Genomic DNA, 17,747 nt, shown 5'->3' with positions numbered 1-17,747 from the left:
TGTGGGAGAAGCGATCGTCATAACTTCAGGTAAAGGCGGTGTCGGTAAAACAACGACAGCGGCTAACCTTGGGACTGCATTGGCTCTACAAGGTAAAAAAATATGTTTAGTGGATACAGATATTGGCCTACGTAATTTAGATGTGATTTTAGGTCTGGAAAATCGTATTATTTATGACCTGGTTGATGTGGTGGAAGGACGCTGTAAAATTCATCAAGCATTGATTAAGGATAAGCGCGTAGATGAGAAACTATTTTTATTACCTGCTGCTCAAACAACAGATAAAAATGCTGTTACCCCTGAGCAAATGAAGAGCTTAGTAGAGGAATTGAAAAGAGACTATGATTATGTTTTAATCGATTGCCCTGCTGGAATTGAGCAAGGCTATCGTAATGCTGTTGCTGGTGCAGATCATGCGATTGTTGTCACAACACCTGAAATTTCTGCTGTTCGTGATGCAGATCGTATTATTGGTTTACTGGAGCAGGAAGAGATCACAGCACCTAAACTCATCATTAATCGTATTCGACAACATATGATGAAGAATGGTGACACATTGGATGTCAACGAAATTACAACTCATTTATCGATTGATCTATTGGGTATTATTATAGACAGTGAGGGTGTCATCTCATCTTCTAATAAAGGTGAACCAATTGTGATGGACCCTTCAAATAAAGCGTCATTAGGCTATCGAAATATTGCACGTCGTATCCTTGGTGAGTCTGTGCCATTGATGGCTATTCACGATGAGCAAAGAGGGATGTTTTCAAAACTTAAAGCCCTTTTTTCAAAATAAATTAAAACCTTTTCGTGCAATCGTACGAGAAGGTTTTTTCTTGTGCATGTTTGGACATGCAATCTCATATAGTGAGGAAAAAAGGATGAGGGCTTGTTTAAAAAATGGAAATGGTTCGTCACGATACTTCTTGTGGCGGCGATTATGCTTGTAATTCGTTTAGAGGATCAAGGCGTCGTAGATACACCTGTTCGAAAACTTGTGACAACCTCTGCTGATTTAACGTATTTAAGTGAGCTCGGACAAAGTTGGTTTGAAAAAGAAAAAGAGACCATCATGGTTTCTAGTGATGTAGGGCAAGCAGATCTTTTAACATTTGCGAATGCCCAAGTATTCAAAGAAGGCTATCTATTGCAGTATGATGTAGGCTTACCCATCTATGCTGGGCAGAATGGATTAGTCGTTTTTACTGGCCATACAAAATACACAGGCAAGACCATGACGATCAGCTATGAGGATGGTACAACGGTATCCTATGGTATGTTAGATAGTTTAGCCCAACTACCCTATACATCTATTCAAGCAAATGATTTAATTGGTATGAAAGAAGCGGGTCAACTTTATGTGTCCATTGAAAAGGGAGATGCTCATTATGATTTAGAGCAAATTGTACAATGGCTTGAAACGACGGAGACCAATGAGAATTAAATTACATCTTCTGTGTATCCCTCTTGTATTTGTCATGATTTTTAGTGGCCAATTAGCATATTACGCTATTATTTTATTTTCATTGCTATGGCATGAGGCTGGTCACTTAGTTGCGGCAGTATTGTGTGGAGTGAAGGTGAAATCCTGCGTTATTACACCATATGGGGGAGAAATTCAATTTGAAAATCCAGCGGTTGTGCAAGCTTCGTCACTCCTATGGATTGCATTAGGAGGACCAATCGCTACCATTACTGGGATTGGCCTCGCTTTTTTTATGCCTGATTTACTCGCTATGAAACTTATAAATGTACAATTCGTGTTATTGGCTGTAAATCTTGTACCCATCATACCGTTAGATGGTGGAAGGATTTTGTTAGCCTGGCTATTTTTAAAATACCCAAAAGCCCAAGTGGTTGAGCTATACTATTGGTTATCCTTCATCATTGCTTCAACACTATTACTAGTCACTTTCAAGTTCTTGCCACAATCTATTTTTTTAGCCATCATAAATTTATTCATTTGGTTGCAAGTATTGAAAGAATGGCGTTATCGAAAATATCGAGTTGCTTTTGAAAAATATGTTATGAATAGATTGACTTAAAAAAAATCGTGTGGTAATATTTTAATGTTATTGTTTGTAGCACCCGTGCTACTACAACCGCTCTGTAAAGGTTTAAGTATCTGATAAGATCACCTTAAAACACAGGCGAGTCTGAGTCTAAGAGGAGGTGCAGTAAAATGTACGCAATTATTGAAACTGGTGGTAAACAAGTCAAAGTAGAAGCTGGTCAAGAAATCTATGTTGAGAAATTAGGCGTAGAAGCTGACGAGGTTGTAACTTTTGATAAAGTTTTATTCGTAGGTGGCGAAAACGTTAAAGTTGGCGCTCCATTCGTAGAAGGCGCTACTGTAACAGCTAAAGTTGTTAAAGAAGGCCGTGCGAAAAAAATCGTTGTTTTCAAAATGAAAGCTAAAAAGAACTACCGTCGTAAACAAGGTCACCGTCAACCTTACACAAAATTAGTTGTTGAAGCAATCAACGCTTAATTGTGAGGTGTAGCGAATGATACAAGTTACGATTCATCACGATGAAAATAGACATGTGTCAGCATTCGAATTTTCAGGACATGCTGGTTACGATGAATCTGGTAAAGATTTAGTATGTGCAGGAGCATCAACTATTGCCATTGGTACAGTAAATGCTATTTACGCATTATTACAAATTCAACCCGAAATCGAACAAGCTGCTGAAGGTGGAGGCTATCTCAAGGTAAATCTACCATCAGATTTAGAACCTGAAGTAGATGCAAAACTACAGTTAATTGTTCAAGTAATGACTGCCCAAGTGTATTCTATGGTGCAAAATTACGGACAATACATCCAAATCAACTACAACCAAGTAGGAGGTGGAACTCGATGAAATTATTATTAGCATTAGATCTTCAACTTTTCGCATCGAAAAAAGGGGTAGGTTCTACTAAAAACGGACGTGACTCTGAGTCTAAACGACTTGGTGCTAAACGTGCTGATGGCCAATTCGTAACTGGTGGTTCAATTCTTTACCGTCAACGCGGTACAAAAATTTACCCAGGTACAAACGTAGGTCGTGGTGGTGACGATACACTATTTGCTAAAGTTGACGGCGTTGTTAAATTCGAACGTTTAGGTCGCGATCGCAAACAAGTATCTGTATACCCAGAAACACAAGAAGCTTAATCTTTTATAAGATAACATAAAGCGGAGGACTGCATTTATTGCAGTCCTTTTTTTGGCTAAATTTCAACAAAGCAGATTTCAGACGCAATGACGCCAAGGTATAATTGATTAAAGAATTAAGGGAAAAATACAGCAAAACTTGTTATACTAGTAAGGATAACTTTATTGGAGTGAATGGGATGAACAATCAATCACTAACCATTAGTGAAGTATTACGTTTTGCAAATCATGATTATGTGAATCAACTGCAACTGATTCGCATGAATTTAGATTTAGGTAGAATCGATGAATCGAAGAAACTTATTCAACATTATTCAGAACAATTACGAGTGTTTTCTATCCTCAATCGACTACAATTACCCCAAACAATTGAGTGGCTACAAACAGCAGGATGGCGTTATCCATCATTAGCGTGGAAGCTAAATGGTGAGATAAAAAAGCCTGTGACCAATGAGATTGATCAGGAAGTTGTAGATTATTTAAACAAAACAGTTATGCATGTTTATGATACATTAGATCCATTTACAGAGCAGATCCTAACGCTTGATGTACGTGTTGACGATCATACATTTGCCGTGACATTCACGCTAAATGGGTTATGGAGTGCTGATGCATTCACCGAAAAAGGTTTGAAACAATTCGACATTCAAACAATTGAGCAGACAACTACACGCTGGCAATATGTCTTGAGTGCAAATAGGGAGTGAATTAAATGTTTGTCGATCACGTAAAGATTTATGTTAAAGGTGGCGATGGCGGAGATGGCATGGTTGCTTTTCGTCGAGAAAAATTTGTACCAAATGGTGGTCCAGCTGGTGGAGATGGTGGACATGGCGGTAATGTCGTATTTGAAGTAGAAGAAGGCTTACGAACGTTAATGGATTTCCGCTATAAACGCCATTTCAAAGCACCGCGTGGCGAGCATGGTATGAGTAAAGGCATGCACGGTAAAAATGCGGAAGATTTAATTGTTAAAGTTCCACCAGGTACAGTGGTTATGAATGAAGAAACAAATGCCGTTATTGCTGACTTAGTCGAGCATGGGCAAAGAGCTGTTATTGCGAAAGCAGGCCGAGGTGGACGTGGTAATTCTCGCTTTGCTACACCTGCCAACCCAGCGCCAGAACTTTCTGAAAAAGGTGAGCCAGGACAAGATTTAAATGTTATATTAGAGTTAAAAGTTTTAGCAGATGTAGGGTTAGTTGGTTTCCCAAGTGTTGGTAAATCAACGCTTTTATCAGTGGTTTCTGCTGCTAAGCCAAAAATTGGTGCATATCATTTTACAACAATTGTACCGAACTTAGGCATGATTGAAACGGATGATCATCGAAGCTTTGCAATGGCAGATTTACCTGGGCTTATTGAGGGAGCACATGAAGGGGTAGGATTAGGCCACCAATTTTTACGACATATTGAACGTACACGCGTTATTGTCCATGTTATTGATATGTCAGGAATGGAAGGCCGCGATCCATATGAAGATTATTTAACAATCAATGAAGAGCTAAAACAATATAATCTTCGTTTAACAGAACGTCCACAAATTATCGTAGCCAATAAAATGGATATGCCAGATGCAGAAGAGAACTTAACAGCATTCCGTCAGAAGGTAGGAGAAGACGTTCAAATCTTCCCAATTTCTGCTGTTTCACGTCAAGGGTTAAAAGAGCTACTGTTTGCCATTGCAGATCTACTAGAAGTAACGCCTGAATTCCCGCTATATGATGAAGAAGAGGAACAATCAGATGCAACGGTTATGTACAAGCATGAGGCAAAAGGTGAAGATTTCGAAATCACTCGTGAAGATGACGGTACATTTATTATTAGTGGTTATGCCATTGAGCGTTTATTTAAAATGACAGACTTCAGCCGTGAAGATGGTATTCGTCGTTTTGCTCGTCAATTGCGTGCAATGGGTGTGGATGAGGCTCTGCGTGAGCGTGGAGCACAGGATGGCGATACAGTACGCCTACAAGAGTTTGAATTTGAATTTGTCGATTAAGACATGAGTTTTAGGGGGAAGCGTATGAAGAATGTTGCGAATCAGCGATATTATTTAGTTCGTGAGGATGTTTTAACGGATGCAATGCAAAAAACTTTGGAGGCGAAACACTTACTATCAAGTGGTTCAGTATCTTCCATTTGGGATGCGGTAAAGCAGGTGGATTTATCGCGAAGTGCGTTTTACAAATATCGTGATGCGGTTTTTCCTTTTCATTCAATTGTGCAGGAACGCATTTTAACAGTCTTTTTACAGCTTCAAGACAGAAAAGGAACACTTGCCAAGCTTTTAGAAACTGTGACAATTACACATTGTAATGTATTGACGATTCATCAAACAATCCCTATTCAGGGGCGTGCGAATGTTACATTGTCTTTAGATGTAACAAGCATGACCTGTGATCTTGATGATCTTATCCAGCAATTAAAGCGTTTAGATTTTGTGGAATCAGCGGAAGTGATTAGTTCTGGAGCATTATAATCACAGTGTAGTGTTCAATCCTTTAATTTTTGACAAAATGACAAGCATCGTGTTGAATAAGCCCAATAGGGTAAAAATGCGATAAAGAAGCTCAAGTAAGGAGCTGTCCCAAAAGTGATTGATCATGAGGGACTGCTCCTTATTGTGCCATAAAGGAGGTATTTGCAATGACAAAGCAACAATGGGAAAATCGAATTGCCTACTTAGGACCAGAAGCATCATTTACATACTTAGCAACAAAGGCTATATTTCCAAATGAGTGGCTTGTACCGTGTGCAACGATTCCAGAATGTATAGAGGCTGTTGCAGAGGGAAAGGTCGATTTAGCTGTCGTACCACTCGAAAATGCGTTAGAGGGTTCTGTGCCATTAACATTAGATTACTTATTCCATGAGGCAACACTTTATGTGACGGGTGAATTATTGCTGAAAATCCAGCAACATTTAATGGTCAATAAAGCGCAAAAAAATCATTGGCAGGCAATCGAAGGCGTTTATTCCCATCCACATGCACTAGCTCAATGTCATAAATATTTATTTTATCGTTTCAGTCATGCGCCATTACATCAAACAACTTCTACAGCAGCTGCAGCGAAATATGTATCAGAAAATCCACAAGAGTGTATAGCGGCAGTCGGCAATGCAGCAGCAGCAGAAAAGTATGGTCTTGAAATAGTCGAGCAGAATATCCATGATTTTCATTTCAATCATACACGTTTCTTTGTACTGTCTAAGCAAAATAAACGATTGCCACAAGAGCTATCAGAGGGGCAAGCAAAAACAACATTTATGATTACCTTACCGACAGATCGTTCAGGGGCTTTACATCAGGTGCTTTCTGTTTTTGCATGGCGTCAGTTGAATTTAAGTAAAATCGAATCTCGGCCACTAAAGACAGGACTTGGTGATTATTTCTTCATGATTGATGTATTAGCAGATGAAAAGGAACCGATGATGCGTGGGGCAATGGAAGAACTAGCTGCTCTAGGCTGTAAGGTAAAGTCACTGGGTACCTACTTTACTTATGTAACATCAGACGAAGCATAGTAGCTGGAAGGAGGAGTGATGATGGGTGGGATTATTTTATTTGATGGTGTCTGTAATTTTTGTGATAGCACTGTTCAATTTATCATCAAACATGATCAAGCTGGCTATTTTCAATTTGCCTCGCTTCAAAGTGAGATTGGTCAGGCACTTCTCGCTCAGTACAATATACCAAAGAATATAGATAGTGTGATTCTCATTGAACAAGGGAAAGTATCTGTGGAATCTACGGCAGCATTAAATATATGCAGGAAATTCGATGGACTTTGGCCTTGCTTCTATGCCTTTATCCTTGTGCCACCATTTTTACGCAATGCATTATATCGCTTATTTGCAAAGCATCGCTATCGTTTATTTGGGCAAAAAAGTGAATGCTTATTGCCTACACCTGCTCAACGGCAAAGATTTCTTTCCTGAAAAGGGGAGGGCGCGATACTCGCGGAATGAAGTGAAATATCCGCGATTAAGGACATGATACTCGCGAAGAGAAGTGAAATACCCGCGATTAAGGACATGATACTCGCGGAATGAAGTGAAATACCCGCGCTCAACAACATAATACCCGCAATAAGAACAGAAAGCACCGTATGAAAGCATTTTTCAGACGGTGCTTTTGCTATTCATTGATCTGTCACTAAGTAGCCCTTTTTTTGTAAAGCTTGCTCGATTAAGGCTAAAACTTCAACAGAGGGTGCTGTGATGACATGTAGATGGATGCCACCAGTGAGAGCGGATAAATAATTGGCCTGTGTTGCATTCACACGTTCGATAAATTGTTTCACCTCATGGCGGTTCGAAACCATAATAGAAGCTGTAAGTTCACCATAAATCGGATGTTCGACAATGACATTTTTGACGGTTCCGCCACAATCGACAATCGTCATTAATTCATCCTCTGTTTGCTCTGATGTGTGCAAACAAGGGAATGTGCGTTCAACGGTTTGCTGTAATTGTTCCTGATGCATATAAAGATAGCCTTGGCTAGTTGCAATAATGGGCTCATTTCTTGCCTTTAATAAAGTCATATCATTGACGATTACTTGTCTAGAAACATTGGCGAACTTAGCTAGGTCTGTCCCAGTTATAGGTGCTTTATTTTTTTTTAATTGCGCTAATAGTTGCAGTCGGCGTTCTTCGCCTAACATTTTTTTCATAAGAGATCACCCCTGCTCGTAATAAAGGAATCCGTATTCCTTATGAATTAGTGTACCATGAAGCATTTCTAACTTGCTGAAATTTTTGTATCCAAATGAAACATTAAACATATGATACGTAGAGAGGAAGGGAGGAAAAAATTGCGTATTCATATTGTTCAAAAGGGAGACACATTGTGGAAGATTGCGAAAGAGTACGGCATTTCGTTTGAAGATTTGAAGCGGCTCAATGTCCATCTTGCCAACCCAGATTATATTGTTCCAGGCATGGAAATTATACTGCCTGAAAAAATAAACAAAGAGCCGCATAGAGATTCGCATAAAGAAATGCCGAAAAAGGAAACACAAGTGCATAAGGAGACACCGAAGGAAAGTCCTAAAAAAGAGGTACAGCGACCGATGCCGCCACCACCGCCGGTTGTATCGCCGCCACCAGCTCCTATGCCAATGCCAGAACCACAAATGATTCCGATACCAATACCGATGCCAATGCCAATGCAGATGCCACAACAACCGATGTGGGTACCGCAGCCTGTGGAAATGAATTGGCACCAACAATTGGTGATGCCACAAATGGAGCAAACTGTTACAATACCACCTGTGCAAATACAGCCACCGCCAGCACCTACACCGCAACCACCACCTGTAGCTAAACCGAAGCCAATGCCAATGCCACAACCAGCACCACATCCACCAATGCATATCATGCCACAAATGCCTGCCGTGCCACATTGTTCAAGTTGCCATCAGCCAATCTATCATCAAATGTGGTGGCCGATGCCAATGCAGCCGCAGGTGGAGCATTATACGATGCCACAGCAGCCAATGTCCTGTGACATGCCAGATCATAAAGTGGGTGGGATGGAAGACTTTTTAGAGTCCACTTCACCATTCTTCCATACACAAAATCACCAGATGCAGCCACAAATGGATATGATGCCTGATATGAATATGGGGCAGCCCTGTGGTTGTGGTACACAACCAATGATGATGCCTGATATGAACATGGGTCATTCCTGTGGCTGTAATACACAACCAATGATGATGCCTAATTGGCAAATGGACTCTTGTCATTGTCCGCCACCCCCATGTCCGACACATTGTCCACCACCGTGTCCATCAGCAGCAGGACCATGGATGTCACCGCACTATTTCCCAGGCGGGATGACGCCTTATCGATGGTGAAAAAGCGTATATTGTAGAAGAGGTAAAGCCAAATATTTGGAAATATAAGTATCAATCGAAAAATTATTTTGTCAAACGTGCAAAGCAAGTAGAAATTGCGGAGAAGGTAAGAACCATTCATCGCCAGTTAGGACGTATGGACCCTTCTTTGATCTTACCATTAGTTCAGAGCGATGATGAGCAGTTAATTGTTCAAATGTGGCAAGAAGGAAGCCATGGTGCTAACTTTGCGCATAAAAAAGATCGTAAGGAATCTCTTAGATTATTAATAGCTTTACATGACACACATAAAAAAATTGCTTGGCAGCGCGTGCCAGGCTTGCATACCTACTCACAGCTTTTAAAATGGCAAATGCGTCATATGCGTTTTAAAAGTAGAAGAAATGAGCTTCGAACATTTTTAACGAAAGAAGAAATCGATCAAATACTGCATTATAGTGATAAATCATTACAATTGATTGCATTAGAAGATGCACCTGAAAAAGAGATTACGCTATTACACGGGGATGTAGTCCATCATAATTTCTTATGGTGCTCTGATGGACAATTGCGATTAATTGATTTTGATTTAGCGCACCTTGGTGAAGCGGATGACGAGTATATTTTATGGTTACATCGTGTGTTGCCTGCTGTAGATTATGATCTTGGAAAGATTTTTGCAGAGTTACCTGAGCTGAAACGACTGGATAAAAGAAAGCTTCATCGTTTGAAATATCCGAATGAGTTATTACGAGAATGGCTTTTTGCTATAGATTTACCACTAGAGCAACAGCTAGTATTTTTAGATTATTTAGTGCCATTTACAAAACGAGCCCTCACCTATTGGCCAAAACTGTGGTACGATATTGATAGATTTGTCAAGAAATGACCGTCATTTGGCGGTCATTTTTGTCTGGGAACGGCGTTTTTGACGCTACTTTTTGTCGAGCATTCGTTCGCTATATGCTATAATCGAAGACGATGATTGTGAGGGATTATAGATGTATGATTATTTAAAAGGACAAATTACTCGTATTACACCTGAATTTATTGTGCTAGAACAACAAGGGATTGGCTGGCAACTCAATACGCCCAATCCGTTTGCTTTTCGAACATCTGCCCTTGAACAACAGATATATGTTCATTTGCATGTACGAGAAGATGCACACGTTTTATATGGTTTCCCTAATCTAGATCAGCGCGAGCTATTCCGTAAGCTTATTTTAGTGTCGGGAATAGGGCCAAAGGGAGCACTAGCTATTTTAGCTACGGGCAATCCACAACAGGTTATTAGTGCAATCGAACGGGAGGACGAAACATTTTTAGTGAAGTTCCCTGGAGTCGGAAAAAAAACAGCACGTCAAATGATCCTCGACTTGAAGGGTAAGCTAGGCTCATTATTAGATACATTGGAGTTACCTAGTGCAGAAGATGAGTTACCATTGTTTGGTGTGAATCCTTATAAACATGAACTAGAAGAAGCCTTACTTGCTTTAATGGCACTTGGTTATTCTGAAAAAGAGCTCGAAAAAATTAAACCACAGCTAGAGGATAACGACAAACTGGAAACGACAGATGCCTTTATGAAACAAGCATTGCAACTACTGCTAAAATTAAAATAAGGAAAGGAGGGAAGGTGCATGTCTGAACGTATGATGGCAAGTGAAGCAGGTAGCTATGATGAGCAGTTTGAATTATCTTTACGCCCTCAAAAATTAGCGCAGTATATTGGGCAACATAAAGTAAAGGAAAACTTACAAATATTCATTGAAGCGGCAAAGCTTCGCCAAGAAAGTTTAGATCATGTGTTGTTATATGGACCTCCGGGACTTGGTAAAACAACATTAGCTGCTGTTATTGCGAATGAGATGAATGTCAATGTACGCATGACAAGTGGACCCGCCATTGAGCGTCCTGGAGATTTGGCAGCTATTTTAAGTTCACTAGAGCCTGGGGACGTTTTATTTATAGATGAAATCCATCGACTCCCCCGTGCTATTGAAGAAGTTTTATATCCAGCAATGGAAGACTTCTGTTTAGATATTGTGGTGGGGAAGGGTCCTGAAGCACGTTCTGTACGACTTGAATTACCTCCCTTTACCCTTGTAGGTGCAACAACAAGAGCTGGTGCATTATCAGCTCCTTTAAGGGATCGTTTTGGAGTGTTACTACGCTTAGAATATTACGATGATCAATCACTTGCTGAAATTGTTGTGCGAAGTGCTCATTTGTTTGAGGTCGAAATTGAGCAAATAGCAGCAACGGAAATGGCGAGACGCTCACGTGGAACACCTCGAATTGCCAATCGTTTATTGAAACGAGTGCGAGATTATGCACAAGTGCTTGGAGATGGTATGATAACGGAGGGTCTTGCACAGCAAGCGTTAGAGCTGTTACAAGTAGATCCTAGAGGGCTTGATCATATTGACCATAAACTTGTAACCAACATGATTGAGCGGTTCCAAGGAGGTCCAGTAGGCTTAGATACACTTGCTGCATCGATTGGTGAAGAACGAGTTACAATAGAAGATGTATACGAGCCTTATTTGATGCAAATTGGCCTTATTCAACGTACACCAAGAGGAAGAGTGGCCACACATTTAGCCTACGAACATTTTGGATATGAGTATCCCCAACAAACATAAAGAAGGAAGTTATTTTCATGCGTGTAGAAGATTTTGATTTTGAATTACCAGAGGAGCTTATTGCCCAAACGCCATTAGTCGATCGTACAGCGAGTCGATTAATGGTCGTGACACCAGGCTCAAATAAAGTGGAGCACCACCATTTTGCTCATGTTTTAGAGGAGCTACATGCTGGAGACTGTCTTGTACTAAATGATACAAGAGTTTTACCTGCTCGCTTAATGGGTGTGAAGGAGGAAACCGGAGCACATATAGAAGTATTACTATTAAAGCAATTGGCTGGTACAGATGAGTGGGAAACACTTGTAAAACCAGCAAAGCGTGTAAAGGTAGGAACAGTCATCACATTTGGTGACGGTTTATTAACAGCTACTTGTACAGGTGAGCTTGAACATGGTGGACGTACATTTGAATTTCATTATGATGGCATCTTTTATGAAATATTAGAGCAACTTGGTGAAATGCCGTTACCTCCATATATTCGTGAAAAACTAGAGGACAAAGATCGTTATCAAACCGTTTATGCCAAAGAGCGTGGCTCGGCTGCAGCACCTACAGCAGGACTGCATTTTACAGAGGAGCTATTAGCACAAGTGAAGGCTAAAGGAGTAGAGGTTGTCTTTATTACGCTACATGTAGGTCTGGGCACTTTCCGTCCCGTTAGTGTAGATTCGATTGAGAACCATGAAATGCATGCGGAATTCTATAGTGTTACCGAACAAGCAGCAGATACGATTAATCGAGTAAAGCGTAACGGCGGCAAGGTTATAGCTGTTGGGACAACCTCTACTCGTACATTGGAGACAATTGGTTCGAAATATGAGGGAGAAGTGCGAGCAGAACAAGGTTGGACGTCTATTTTCATTTATCCAGGCTACAACTTTACGGTGGTAGATGGGTTAATCACAAACTTCCATTTACCAAAATCAACACTGGTCATGCTTGTCAGTACGCTAGCCACACGAGAGACTATTTTAAGTGCTTATCAGCAAGCTGTAGAGGAAAAATATCGCTTCTTTAGTTTTGGCGATGCTATGTTTATACGTCCAAAAAAATAATAGTGGATAAAATCGGAGTACTGTTTTTACTTCAGATAAGAGAGGATTATTTATTTTATGACACAACCAGCAATTCGATATGAACTACTTCATACATGTAAACAAACAGGAGCACGCCTTGGCATCGTGCATACACCGCATGGCTCCTTTGAAACACCAGCATTTATGCCTGTTGGCACACAAGCAACGGTTAAGACCATGTCACCAGAGGAATTAAAAGAGATGAATGCCGGCATCATCCTGTCCAATACTTACCATTTATGGCTTCGTCCAGGTAATGATATTGTTAAAGAAGCAGGCGGGCTTCATAAATTTATGAACTGGGATCGTCCAATTTTAACGGATTCAGGTGGTTTCCAAGTATTTTCACTTAGTCAATTCCGAAAAATTGAGGAGGAAGGCGTTCATTTCCGTAATCACCTCAATGGCGATAAACTATTTTTGAGCCCAGAAAAGGCGATGGAAATTCAAAATGATTTAGGCTCTGATATTATGATGGCCTTTGATGAATGTCCACCATATCCTGCAACACATGACTATATGCTGCAATCAGTCGATCGTACAACTCGTTGGGCAAAACGCTGTAAGGAAGCACATCAGCGTCCAGAGGAGCAAGGTTTATTTGGGATTATTCAAGGCGGAGAGTACGAAGATTTACGCCGCCGCTCAGCTGAAGCGTTAGTGGAACTAGATTTCCCTGGCTATGCGATTGGCGGATTATCTGTTGGTGAACCGAAAGATGTGATGAACCGCGTTTTAGAATTTACTACGCCAATGATGCCTGAAAATAAACCACGTTATTTAATGGGTGTTGGCTCACCAGATTCTTTAATTGATGGGGCCATTCGTGGGATTGATATGTTTGACTGTGTATTGCCAACACGTATTGCACGTAATGGAACACTGATGACATCTGAAGGACGCCTAGTGGTGAAAAATGCAAAATATGCACGTGACTTTGGTCCAATTGATCCTAACTGTGATTGCTATACATGTAAAAATTATTCTCGTGCCTATGTTCGTCACCTTATTCGCACGGAAGAAACGTTCGGTATTCGTTTAACATCTTATCATAATCTACACTTCCTATTGAAATTGATGGAGCAAGTACGTGAGGCAATTCGTCAAGACCGCCTTGGTGATTTCCGTGAAGAGTTCTTTGAAAAATACGGCTTTAATGGGCCAGACGCAAAAAACTTTTAAGCTAGACGGATATGATCATTCCATGCGCTAAATCAAATGAAAAAAGGACATTAGGCATCCCCTAATGTCCATAATCAATAGCAATAGTTTTGCAAACCATTCAAAACTTTGTAAAAAGTGAATATTTCTAGCAAAATATTGTCAATCATAGAAAAAATATTAGTAAATGAGAAAATTTTTTGGCTTGTCCATCGCTTTTTAATGGTGGAATAGTCTATACTAAAAAAGTGAGATTTGGAAAGGGGGCAAGATGCTATTATGGATCAATTACTAGGATTAGCACCAATATTATTAATGTTCGTTGCAATGTGGTTTATCTTAATCCGTCCTGCTAAAAAAAGACAGCAGGAAACACAAAATATGCAAACTAGTTTGCAACGTGGAGATAAAGTCATTACAATCGGTGGTTTACACGGTGTTATTGATGCAATTGAAGACTCAGCAGTGACATTAAAAATCGCTGACAATGTACGAGTAAAATTTGACCGTCAAGCAATTGGACGAATTGTCAATGACAATCAGTAACAAAGAAGAAAAGGCTTACAATAGGCAATAGCTATATTGTAAGTCTTTTTTATATAACTGATGGTTAGTGCCGTCTATGCTGCTTATATGTTTTTTGCAGGTGTAGCTTTTAATTTATGAATGAAGGCTTCACCAGTATCATTGCCATTAATAGTGATTCTGCTTAACGTAAATATGGCATCGCCCTTTTTCACATGTTTATTTTGTATAACAAAGGCCATCTTAAACCCAGCTTCTTTGGCTATTTTTATGGTGGAGAGTGAATAAATCCCATAAGGATAGCTTATAGCAATTGGCTCATAACCTAATTTTTCTTTAATTATTTTTCTTGAGCGAATAAAATCATTTCTAACTCTTTCTTCATAGGCATCCTGACTTTCTAGCTGCCCATTCACAAAACTAGGGCCGAATACAGCGCCATTTAGTTTACCGTTTTCTGAAGGTAATTTATAATGTAAATCCCAAGTATGACTCTGGATTGTAATATAATCCTTCATTTCCTTCAATTGATCCCAACTCATCTTTGCTGATTCATTTGGATAGTGATTGTTTTCGTTATTCTCTAGGATTCGGCTTGCAATCACGAAAATTTCCGCATGCATACCATATTTTTTCAATATCGGGTAAGCTTTTTCATAATTGCTAAAATAGCCATCATCAAAGGTAATTAATACAGGCTTTTGAGGTAACGGTGTTTGGCCGTTTAAGTAATCATATAATTGCTGGGCAGAAATGGCATGATATCCTTCCATTTTAAGTAATTTCATTTGATTTTCGAAGTTTTCGGGTGAAATAACTGTATTATTGTTTATATTTTCCTCTAAATGATGGTACATAAGAATAGGTATTTCCTGTTCATGGTACCCATAAATAGAATAAGGCTTAATAAGGAAAAGAATATAAACAAAAACGAAAACAATTATTTTCCTTGTCATGTTCTCACCTTGTTTGCATGTTTATAGTGGTAAGCATCTAGCTCTTTGTTAGTGTGTACGAACAAGTAGGAACTATTCCTTGAATACTGTATAAAAAACAATAAGTAAGGTCACCTTGATAGTATGGGGGTGTGTTTCTATGGAAGAATATTACCATATTATTTTTAGAACTTGTTTTTTATATGTGTTTATCATCATCGTTTTCCGTTTAATGGGCAAACGAGAAGTAGGTGAATTATCAGTCATCGATTTGGTCGTATTTGTATTAATTGCGGAAGTGGCAGCCTTCGCGCTAGACGATTATAAAAATCCTCTCTTTAATGCGATACTACCTATCATTATTTTGCTCTTTATTCAAATATTAAGTGCCTTTTTGTCATTAAAGTTCAAAAAAATACGTGACTTAGTAGATGGTGACCCTGCTTTATTAGTAAAAAATGGTGTTATTTTAGAGAGTGAGATGAGAAAACACCGCTATAATTTAGATGATTTATGTCAGCAATTACGAGAAAACGGAATCGCATCGGTGACAGATGTAGCCTTTGCGTATTTAGAGCCTTCAGGCAATCTTTCTGTCTATAAAAAAGATGAAAAAGCCTTTGTGTACCCATTGATTATCGACGGTGATATCCAAGAAAGACATTTATTTACCATGCATAAAGATGTGGAATGGCTAATGGGTGAGCTAGCAAAAAATAATATTACTGACAGTGAAACGGTATTTTTTTGTATTTGGGAAGACAATAAGTTGCATATCCAATTAAAGGAATCCTAAACTTTTTTCGCCAATTTTTTGATGTAGCGGAAATCCGTAATACGCAACTGATTGGTAAATAATAGAAAAGTAAATAGTAAAAATAATGTGACACCACTATTTAAAATAAATGGTAGTGACAGTATTGGGATGAGGAAATACTGTACGACGCAAACGGCGATAAAGCAACTATAAGGTACGACAAACATTCTAAAGCCTGCACGCAGGTTTTTTCGTTGTCTCACTGTTGCAATATGCAAGAAGGACGTCAGTAAAACACCAAAGCCAATGGCTACAACAGCACCTTTTTCCTGGATACCTGGTTGAGAGGCAAGTACAAACATTACAAATAGTTTACCTAGCCCACCATAGATGGAGTTCATCATGGCTGCTCTTGCCTCACCAATCGCCTGTAAGATGGAATGTAGAGGGCTTTGAATATAATAAAAATAAAAAATAGGTGCTAAAATTTTAACGTACCCACGATTTTCTTCTAAATGGAAAAGCTTCATGGCTAATTCATCTCCGTGCACAAAGAAATACGTAGCAGCAAAGCAACCTACTAAAGAAGATAATCTTAGGGACACCGAAATTCGTTCCTGTAGTAGCGGGATGTGCTGACGAGCGACGGCATCACTCACAGCTGGAATGAGCACAATCGATAAGGCTGTTGATACAAACGCAGGAAATAACAGTAATGGCACCAAAACACCTGAAATGACACCATATAAAATAGTGGCAGCAGATGCAGTTAAACCAGCAACAGTCAAAGCTTTTAAAAAGATAATCGGCTCTAAAAACCAAGTGAAAGAACCAAAAAGCTTACTACCTGCAGAGGGAAGGGCAATACGCAACATTGGTGATGCTGGATACCCTTCAATTTTAGTTTTTCGTGTCAGTAATTTCTTTTTCGAGACGATATAGTGCAGCCATAAATACAGGAATGCTACAACTTCAGCAAGAAGCGTAATGCCCATTGCCGCAGCAGCTGTAACAGCAGCATTATTGTAATTAGCTACATAAGGTAGCATTAAAGTAATGAAGCTAATACGTACAATTTGTTCAATCATTTGTGCCCATGCAGTCGGTGTAATTTTAGCGACACCTTGTAAATAAGCACGTAATAAGCCAGATCCAACTGATACTGGTACAGCAAAGAGTGCAATCCATAGTGTAAATGTTGTCTGTTCATTATGTAATAGCGTTGTAGAAATATATGGTATTGTTAGTGCAATGAGTGGCATAAAAATGATCATGCCAATGAATGACCAAAGAATGGCTGTACGCATGACACCAAAGATGTTCTCACGTTTATTTTTTGCTAGTAATTCAGCCACTATTTTAGCCACAGCGATAGGTAGTCCTAGTTGAATGAGTGAGATGAAGAAAATAAATGCTGGATAGACGGTCATATAAATGCCGACAGCTTCTTCACCAGCAATCCGCATAAATTGCATTCTATAAAAGAAGCCAAAAAGTTTAGATAAAAAAATCACAAACATTAAAAATAATGTACCTCGTACAAAAGAACTCATGCCATCCGTCCCTTCTCAAGCCGCAAAAATTCATTTACACTATTTGTATGCAAGCATGTCTTACGTTACGACTTTGATTGGAGATG

General features: G+C 39.4%; 22 protein-coding genes and 1 other annotated feature. Of the genes, 19 read left to right on the top strand and 3 right to left on the bottom strand.

Annotated features, from left to right (window positions below; translation table 11 throughout):
- The first annotated feature begins 1 nt into the window (after nt 1).
- The 11 genes from minD to JTI58_RS01115 all read left to right on the top strand — a co-directional run bounded on the left by minD (nt 2) and on the right by JTI58_RS01115 (nt 7,105).
- Complete coding sequence (minD, locus tag JTI58_RS01165) at nt 2-799, top strand: septum site-determining protein MinD (protein ID WP_205444666.1); 798 nt, start codon at nt 2-4, stop codon at nt 797-799.
- A 93-nt stretch (nt 800-892) separates the two neighbouring features.
- Entirely contained in the window at nt 893-1,447 is a 555-nt protein-coding gene (locus JTI58_RS01160; RefSeq protein ID WP_205444665.1) for a peptidoglycan DD-metalloendopeptidase family protein, read from the top strand.
- Nucleotides 1,437-2,048: a zinc metalloprotease gene (locus JTI58_RS01155; RefSeq protein ID WP_205444663.1), complete on the top strand. Its 612-nt coding sequence runs from the start codon at nt 1,437-1,439 to the stop codon at nt 2,046-2,048. The genes JTI58_RS01160 and JTI58_RS01155 overlap by 11 nt, the downstream gene beginning before the upstream one ends.
- Before the next feature lie 45 nt (nt 2,049-2,093).
- Nucleotides 2,094-2,171, top strand: a sequence feature (ribosomal protein L21 leader region).
- A gap of 14 nt (nt 2,172-2,185) precedes the next feature.
- The gene (gene rplU, locus JTI58_RS01150) at nt 2,186-2,494 is read left to right on the top strand and encodes a 50S ribosomal protein L21 (protein ID WP_205444661.1); all 309 of its coding nucleotides are present in this window, start codon (nt 2,186-2,188) and stop codon (nt 2,492-2,494) included.
- A gap of 16 nt (nt 2,495-2,510) precedes the next feature.
- Nucleotides 2,511-2,867: a ribosomal-processing cysteine protease Prp gene (locus JTI58_RS01145; RefSeq protein WP_205444660.1), complete on the top strand. Its 357-nt coding sequence runs from the start codon at nt 2,511-2,513 to the stop codon at nt 2,865-2,867.
- Nucleotides 2,864-3,163, top strand: coding sequence for a 50S ribosomal protein L27 (rpmA, locus tag JTI58_RS01140; RefSeq protein ID WP_205444658.1), 300 nt, complete (start codon nt 2,864-2,866; stop codon nt 3,161-3,163). The genes JTI58_RS01145 and rpmA overlap by 4 nt, the downstream gene beginning before the upstream one ends.
- Nucleotides 3,164-3,342: 179 nt before the next feature.
- Nucleotides 3,343-3,870, top strand: a complete 528-nt coding sequence (locus JTI58_RS01135; RefSeq protein ID WP_205444656.1) for a Spo0B domain-containing protein — start codon at nt 3,343-3,345, stop codon at nt 3,868-3,870.
- 5 nt (nt 3,871-3,875) lie between these two features.
- Nucleotides 3,876-5,165: a GTPase ObgE gene (obgE, locus tag JTI58_RS01130; RefSeq protein WP_205444655.1), complete on the top strand. Its 1,290-nt coding sequence runs from the start codon at nt 3,876-3,878 to the stop codon at nt 5,163-5,165.
- A 24-nt stretch (nt 5,166-5,189) separates the two neighbouring features.
- Nucleotides 5,190-5,645, top strand: coding sequence for an ACT domain-containing protein (locus tag JTI58_RS01125; protein ID WP_004226679.1), 456 nt, complete (start codon nt 5,190-5,192; stop codon nt 5,643-5,645).
- 167 nt (nt 5,646-5,812) lie between these two features.
- Nucleotides 5,813-6,691 carry a prephenate dehydratase gene (gene pheA, locus JTI58_RS01120; RefSeq protein WP_205444653.1) on the top strand — a complete coding sequence of 293 codons (879 nt, stop codon included), beginning with the start codon at nt 5,813-5,815 and terminating at the stop codon, nt 6,689-6,691.
- 21 nt (nt 6,692-6,712) lie between these two features.
- On the top strand, nt 6,713-7,105 hold the full coding sequence (locus JTI58_RS01115; protein ID WP_205444651.1) for a thiol-disulfide oxidoreductase DCC family protein: 393 nt from the start codon (nt 6,713-6,715) through the stop codon (nt 7,103-7,105).
- A 203-nt stretch (nt 7,106-7,308) separates the two neighbouring features.
- Here JTI58_RS01115 and JTI58_RS01110 read toward each other — a convergent pair whose 3' ends face one another.
- Nucleotides 7,309-7,842: a transcription repressor NadR gene (locus JTI58_RS01110; protein ID WP_205444650.1), complete on the bottom strand. Its 534-nt coding sequence runs from the start codon at nt 7,840-7,842 to the stop codon at nt 7,309-7,311.
- A 141-nt stretch (nt 7,843-7,983) separates the two neighbouring features.
- Here JTI58_RS01110 and JTI58_RS25005 point away from each other — a divergent pair, with 141 nt between their 5' ends.
- From JTI58_RS25005 to yajC, 7 genes are all read left to right on the top strand, one after another.
- Complete coding sequence (locus JTI58_RS25005) at nt 7,984-9,027, top strand: LysM peptidoglycan-binding domain-containing protein (RefSeq protein WP_205444648.1); 1,044 nt, start codon at nt 7,984-7,986, stop codon at nt 9,025-9,027.
- Complete coding sequence (locus tag JTI58_RS01100; protein WP_347709116.1) at nt 9,017-9,895, top strand: phosphotransferase; 879 nt, start codon at nt 9,017-9,019, stop codon at nt 9,893-9,895. The genes JTI58_RS25005 and JTI58_RS01100 overlap by 11 nt, the downstream gene beginning before the upstream one ends.
- A 112-nt stretch (nt 9,896-10,007) precedes the next feature.
- Nucleotides 10,008-10,628 carry a Holliday junction branch migration protein RuvA gene (gene ruvA / locus JTI58_RS01095; protein WP_205444646.1) on the top strand — a complete coding sequence of 207 codons (621 nt, stop codon included), beginning with the start codon at nt 10,008-10,010 and terminating at the stop codon, nt 10,626-10,628.
- Between the two features lie 18 nt (nt 10,629-10,646).
- Nucleotides 10,647-11,651 carry a Holliday junction branch migration DNA helicase RuvB gene (gene ruvB / locus JTI58_RS01090; protein ID WP_205444644.1) on the top strand — a complete coding sequence of 335 codons (1,005 nt, stop codon included), beginning with the start codon at nt 10,647-10,649 and terminating at the stop codon, nt 11,649-11,651.
- Between the two features lie 17 nt (nt 11,652-11,668).
- On the top strand, nt 11,669-12,709 hold the full coding sequence (gene queA, locus JTI58_RS01085) for a tRNA preQ1(34) S-adenosylmethionine ribosyltransferase-isomerase QueA (protein WP_205444642.1): 1,041 nt from the start codon (nt 11,669-11,671) through the stop codon (nt 12,707-12,709).
- A gap of 57 nt (nt 12,710-12,766) precedes the next feature.
- Complete coding sequence (tgt, locus tag JTI58_RS01080; RefSeq protein WP_036075815.1) at nt 12,767-13,912, top strand: tRNA guanosine(34) transglycosylase Tgt; 1,146 nt, start codon at nt 12,767-12,769, stop codon at nt 13,910-13,912.
- Between the two features lie 258 nt (nt 13,913-14,170).
- Nucleotides 14,171-14,437: a preprotein translocase subunit YajC gene (gene yajC, locus JTI58_RS01075; RefSeq protein ID WP_205444640.1), complete on the top strand. Its 267-nt coding sequence runs from the start codon at nt 14,171-14,173 to the stop codon at nt 14,435-14,437.
- 83 nt (nt 14,438-14,520) lie between these two features.
- On the opposite strand, the gene JTI58_RS01070 is transcribed toward yajC, so the two are convergent.
- Nucleotides 14,521-15,372: a polysaccharide deacetylase family protein gene (locus JTI58_RS01070; protein ID WP_205444638.1), complete on the bottom strand. Its 852-nt coding sequence runs from the start codon at nt 15,370-15,372 to the stop codon at nt 14,521-14,523.
- A 139-nt stretch (nt 15,373-15,511) separates the two neighbouring features.
- Between JTI58_RS01070 and JTI58_RS01065 the strand changes: the two genes are divergently transcribed.
- Nucleotides 15,512-16,147 (top strand): DUF421 domain-containing protein, encoded by a 636-nt coding sequence (locus tag JTI58_RS01065; protein WP_205444636.1) that lies wholly within the window; start codon nt 15,512-15,514, stop codon nt 16,145-16,147.
- Here JTI58_RS01065 and JTI58_RS01060 read toward each other — a convergent pair.
- On the bottom strand, nt 16,144-17,661 hold the full coding sequence (locus tag JTI58_RS01060) for a putative polysaccharide biosynthesis protein (protein ID WP_205444635.1): 1,518 nt from the start codon (nt 17,659-17,661) through the stop codon (nt 16,144-16,146). The two genes, JTI58_RS01065 and JTI58_RS01060, sit on opposite strands and share 4 nt — an antisense overlap.
- Between the last annotated feature and the right edge of the window lie 86 nt (nt 17,662-17,747).

It is taken from the genome of Lysinibacillus fusiformis, assembly GCF_016925635.1.
GTDB lineage: Bacteria > Bacillota > Bacilli > Bacillales_A > Planococcaceae > Lysinibacillus > Lysinibacillus fusiformis_F.
Note: the sequence above shows the minus strand (reverse complement) of the source record. Positions and strands in the feature narration are given on the sequence as shown.

What these genes read in the sequence shown, in the direction of transcription:
- ruvB (WP_205444644.1), top strand. Translation starts at nt 10,647, where the DNA reads ATGTCTGAACGTATGATGGCAAGTGAAGCAGGTAGCTATGATGAGCAG.
- ruvA (WP_205444646.1), top strand. Translation starts at nt 10,008, where the DNA reads ATGTATGATTATTTAAAAGGACAAATTACTCGTATTACACCTGAATTT.
- tgt (WP_036075815.1), top strand. Translation starts at nt 12,767, where the DNA reads ATGACACAACCAGCAATTCGATATGAACTACTTCATACATGTAAACAA.
- yajC (WP_205444640.1), top strand. Translation starts at nt 14,171, where the DNA reads ATGGATCAATTACTAGGATTAGCACCAATATTATTAATGTTCGTTGCA.
- queA (WP_205444642.1), top strand. Translation starts at nt 11,669, where the DNA reads ATGCGTGTAGAAGATTTTGATTTTGAATTACCAGAGGAGCTTATTGCC.
- obgE (WP_205444655.1), top strand. Translation starts at nt 3,876, where the DNA reads ATGTTTGTCGATCACGTAAAGATTTATGTTAAAGGTGGCGATGGCGGA.
- JTI58_RS01110 (WP_205444650.1), bottom strand. Translation starts at nt 7,842, where the DNA reads ATGAAAAAAATGTTAGGCGAAGAACGCCGACTGCAACTATTAGCGCAA.
- JTI58_RS01070 (WP_205444638.1), bottom strand. Translation starts at nt 15,372, where the DNA reads ATGACAAGGAAAATAATTGTTTTCGTTTTTGTTTATATTCTTTTCCTT.
- rplU (WP_205444661.1), top strand. Translation starts at nt 2,186, where the DNA reads ATGTACGCAATTATTGAAACTGGTGGTAAACAAGTCAAAGTAGAAGCT.
- JTI58_RS01125 (WP_004226679.1), top strand. Translation starts at nt 5,190, where the DNA reads ATGAAGAATGTTGCGAATCAGCGATATTATTTAGTTCGTGAGGATGTT.
- JTI58_RS01145 (WP_205444660.1), top strand. Translation starts at nt 2,511, where the DNA reads ATGATACAAGTTACGATTCATCACGATGAAAATAGACATGTGTCAGCA.
- pheA (WP_205444653.1), top strand. Translation starts at nt 5,813, where the DNA reads ATGACAAAGCAACAATGGGAAAATCGAATTGCCTACTTAGGACCAGAA.
- JTI58_RS01155 (WP_205444663.1), top strand. Translation starts at nt 1,437, where the DNA reads ATGAGAATTAAATTACATCTTCTGTGTATCCCTCTTGTATTTGTCATG.
- JTI58_RS01135 (WP_205444656.1), top strand. Translation starts at nt 3,343, where the DNA reads ATGAACAATCAATCACTAACCATTAGTGAAGTATTACGTTTTGCAAAT.
- JTI58_RS01115 (WP_205444651.1), top strand. Translation starts at nt 6,713, where the DNA reads ATGGGTGGGATTATTTTATTTGATGGTGTCTGTAATTTTTGTGATAGC.
- JTI58_RS01060 (WP_205444635.1), bottom strand. Translation starts at nt 17,661, where the DNA reads ATGAGTTCTTTTGTACGAGGTACATTATTTTTAATGTTTGTGATTTTT.
- JTI58_RS01065 (WP_205444636.1), top strand. Translation starts at nt 15,512, where the DNA reads ATGGAAGAATATTACCATATTATTTTTAGAACTTGTTTTTTATATGTG.
- rpmA (WP_205444658.1), top strand. Translation starts at nt 2,864, where the DNA reads ATGAAATTATTATTAGCATTAGATCTTCAACTTTTCGCATCGAAAAAA.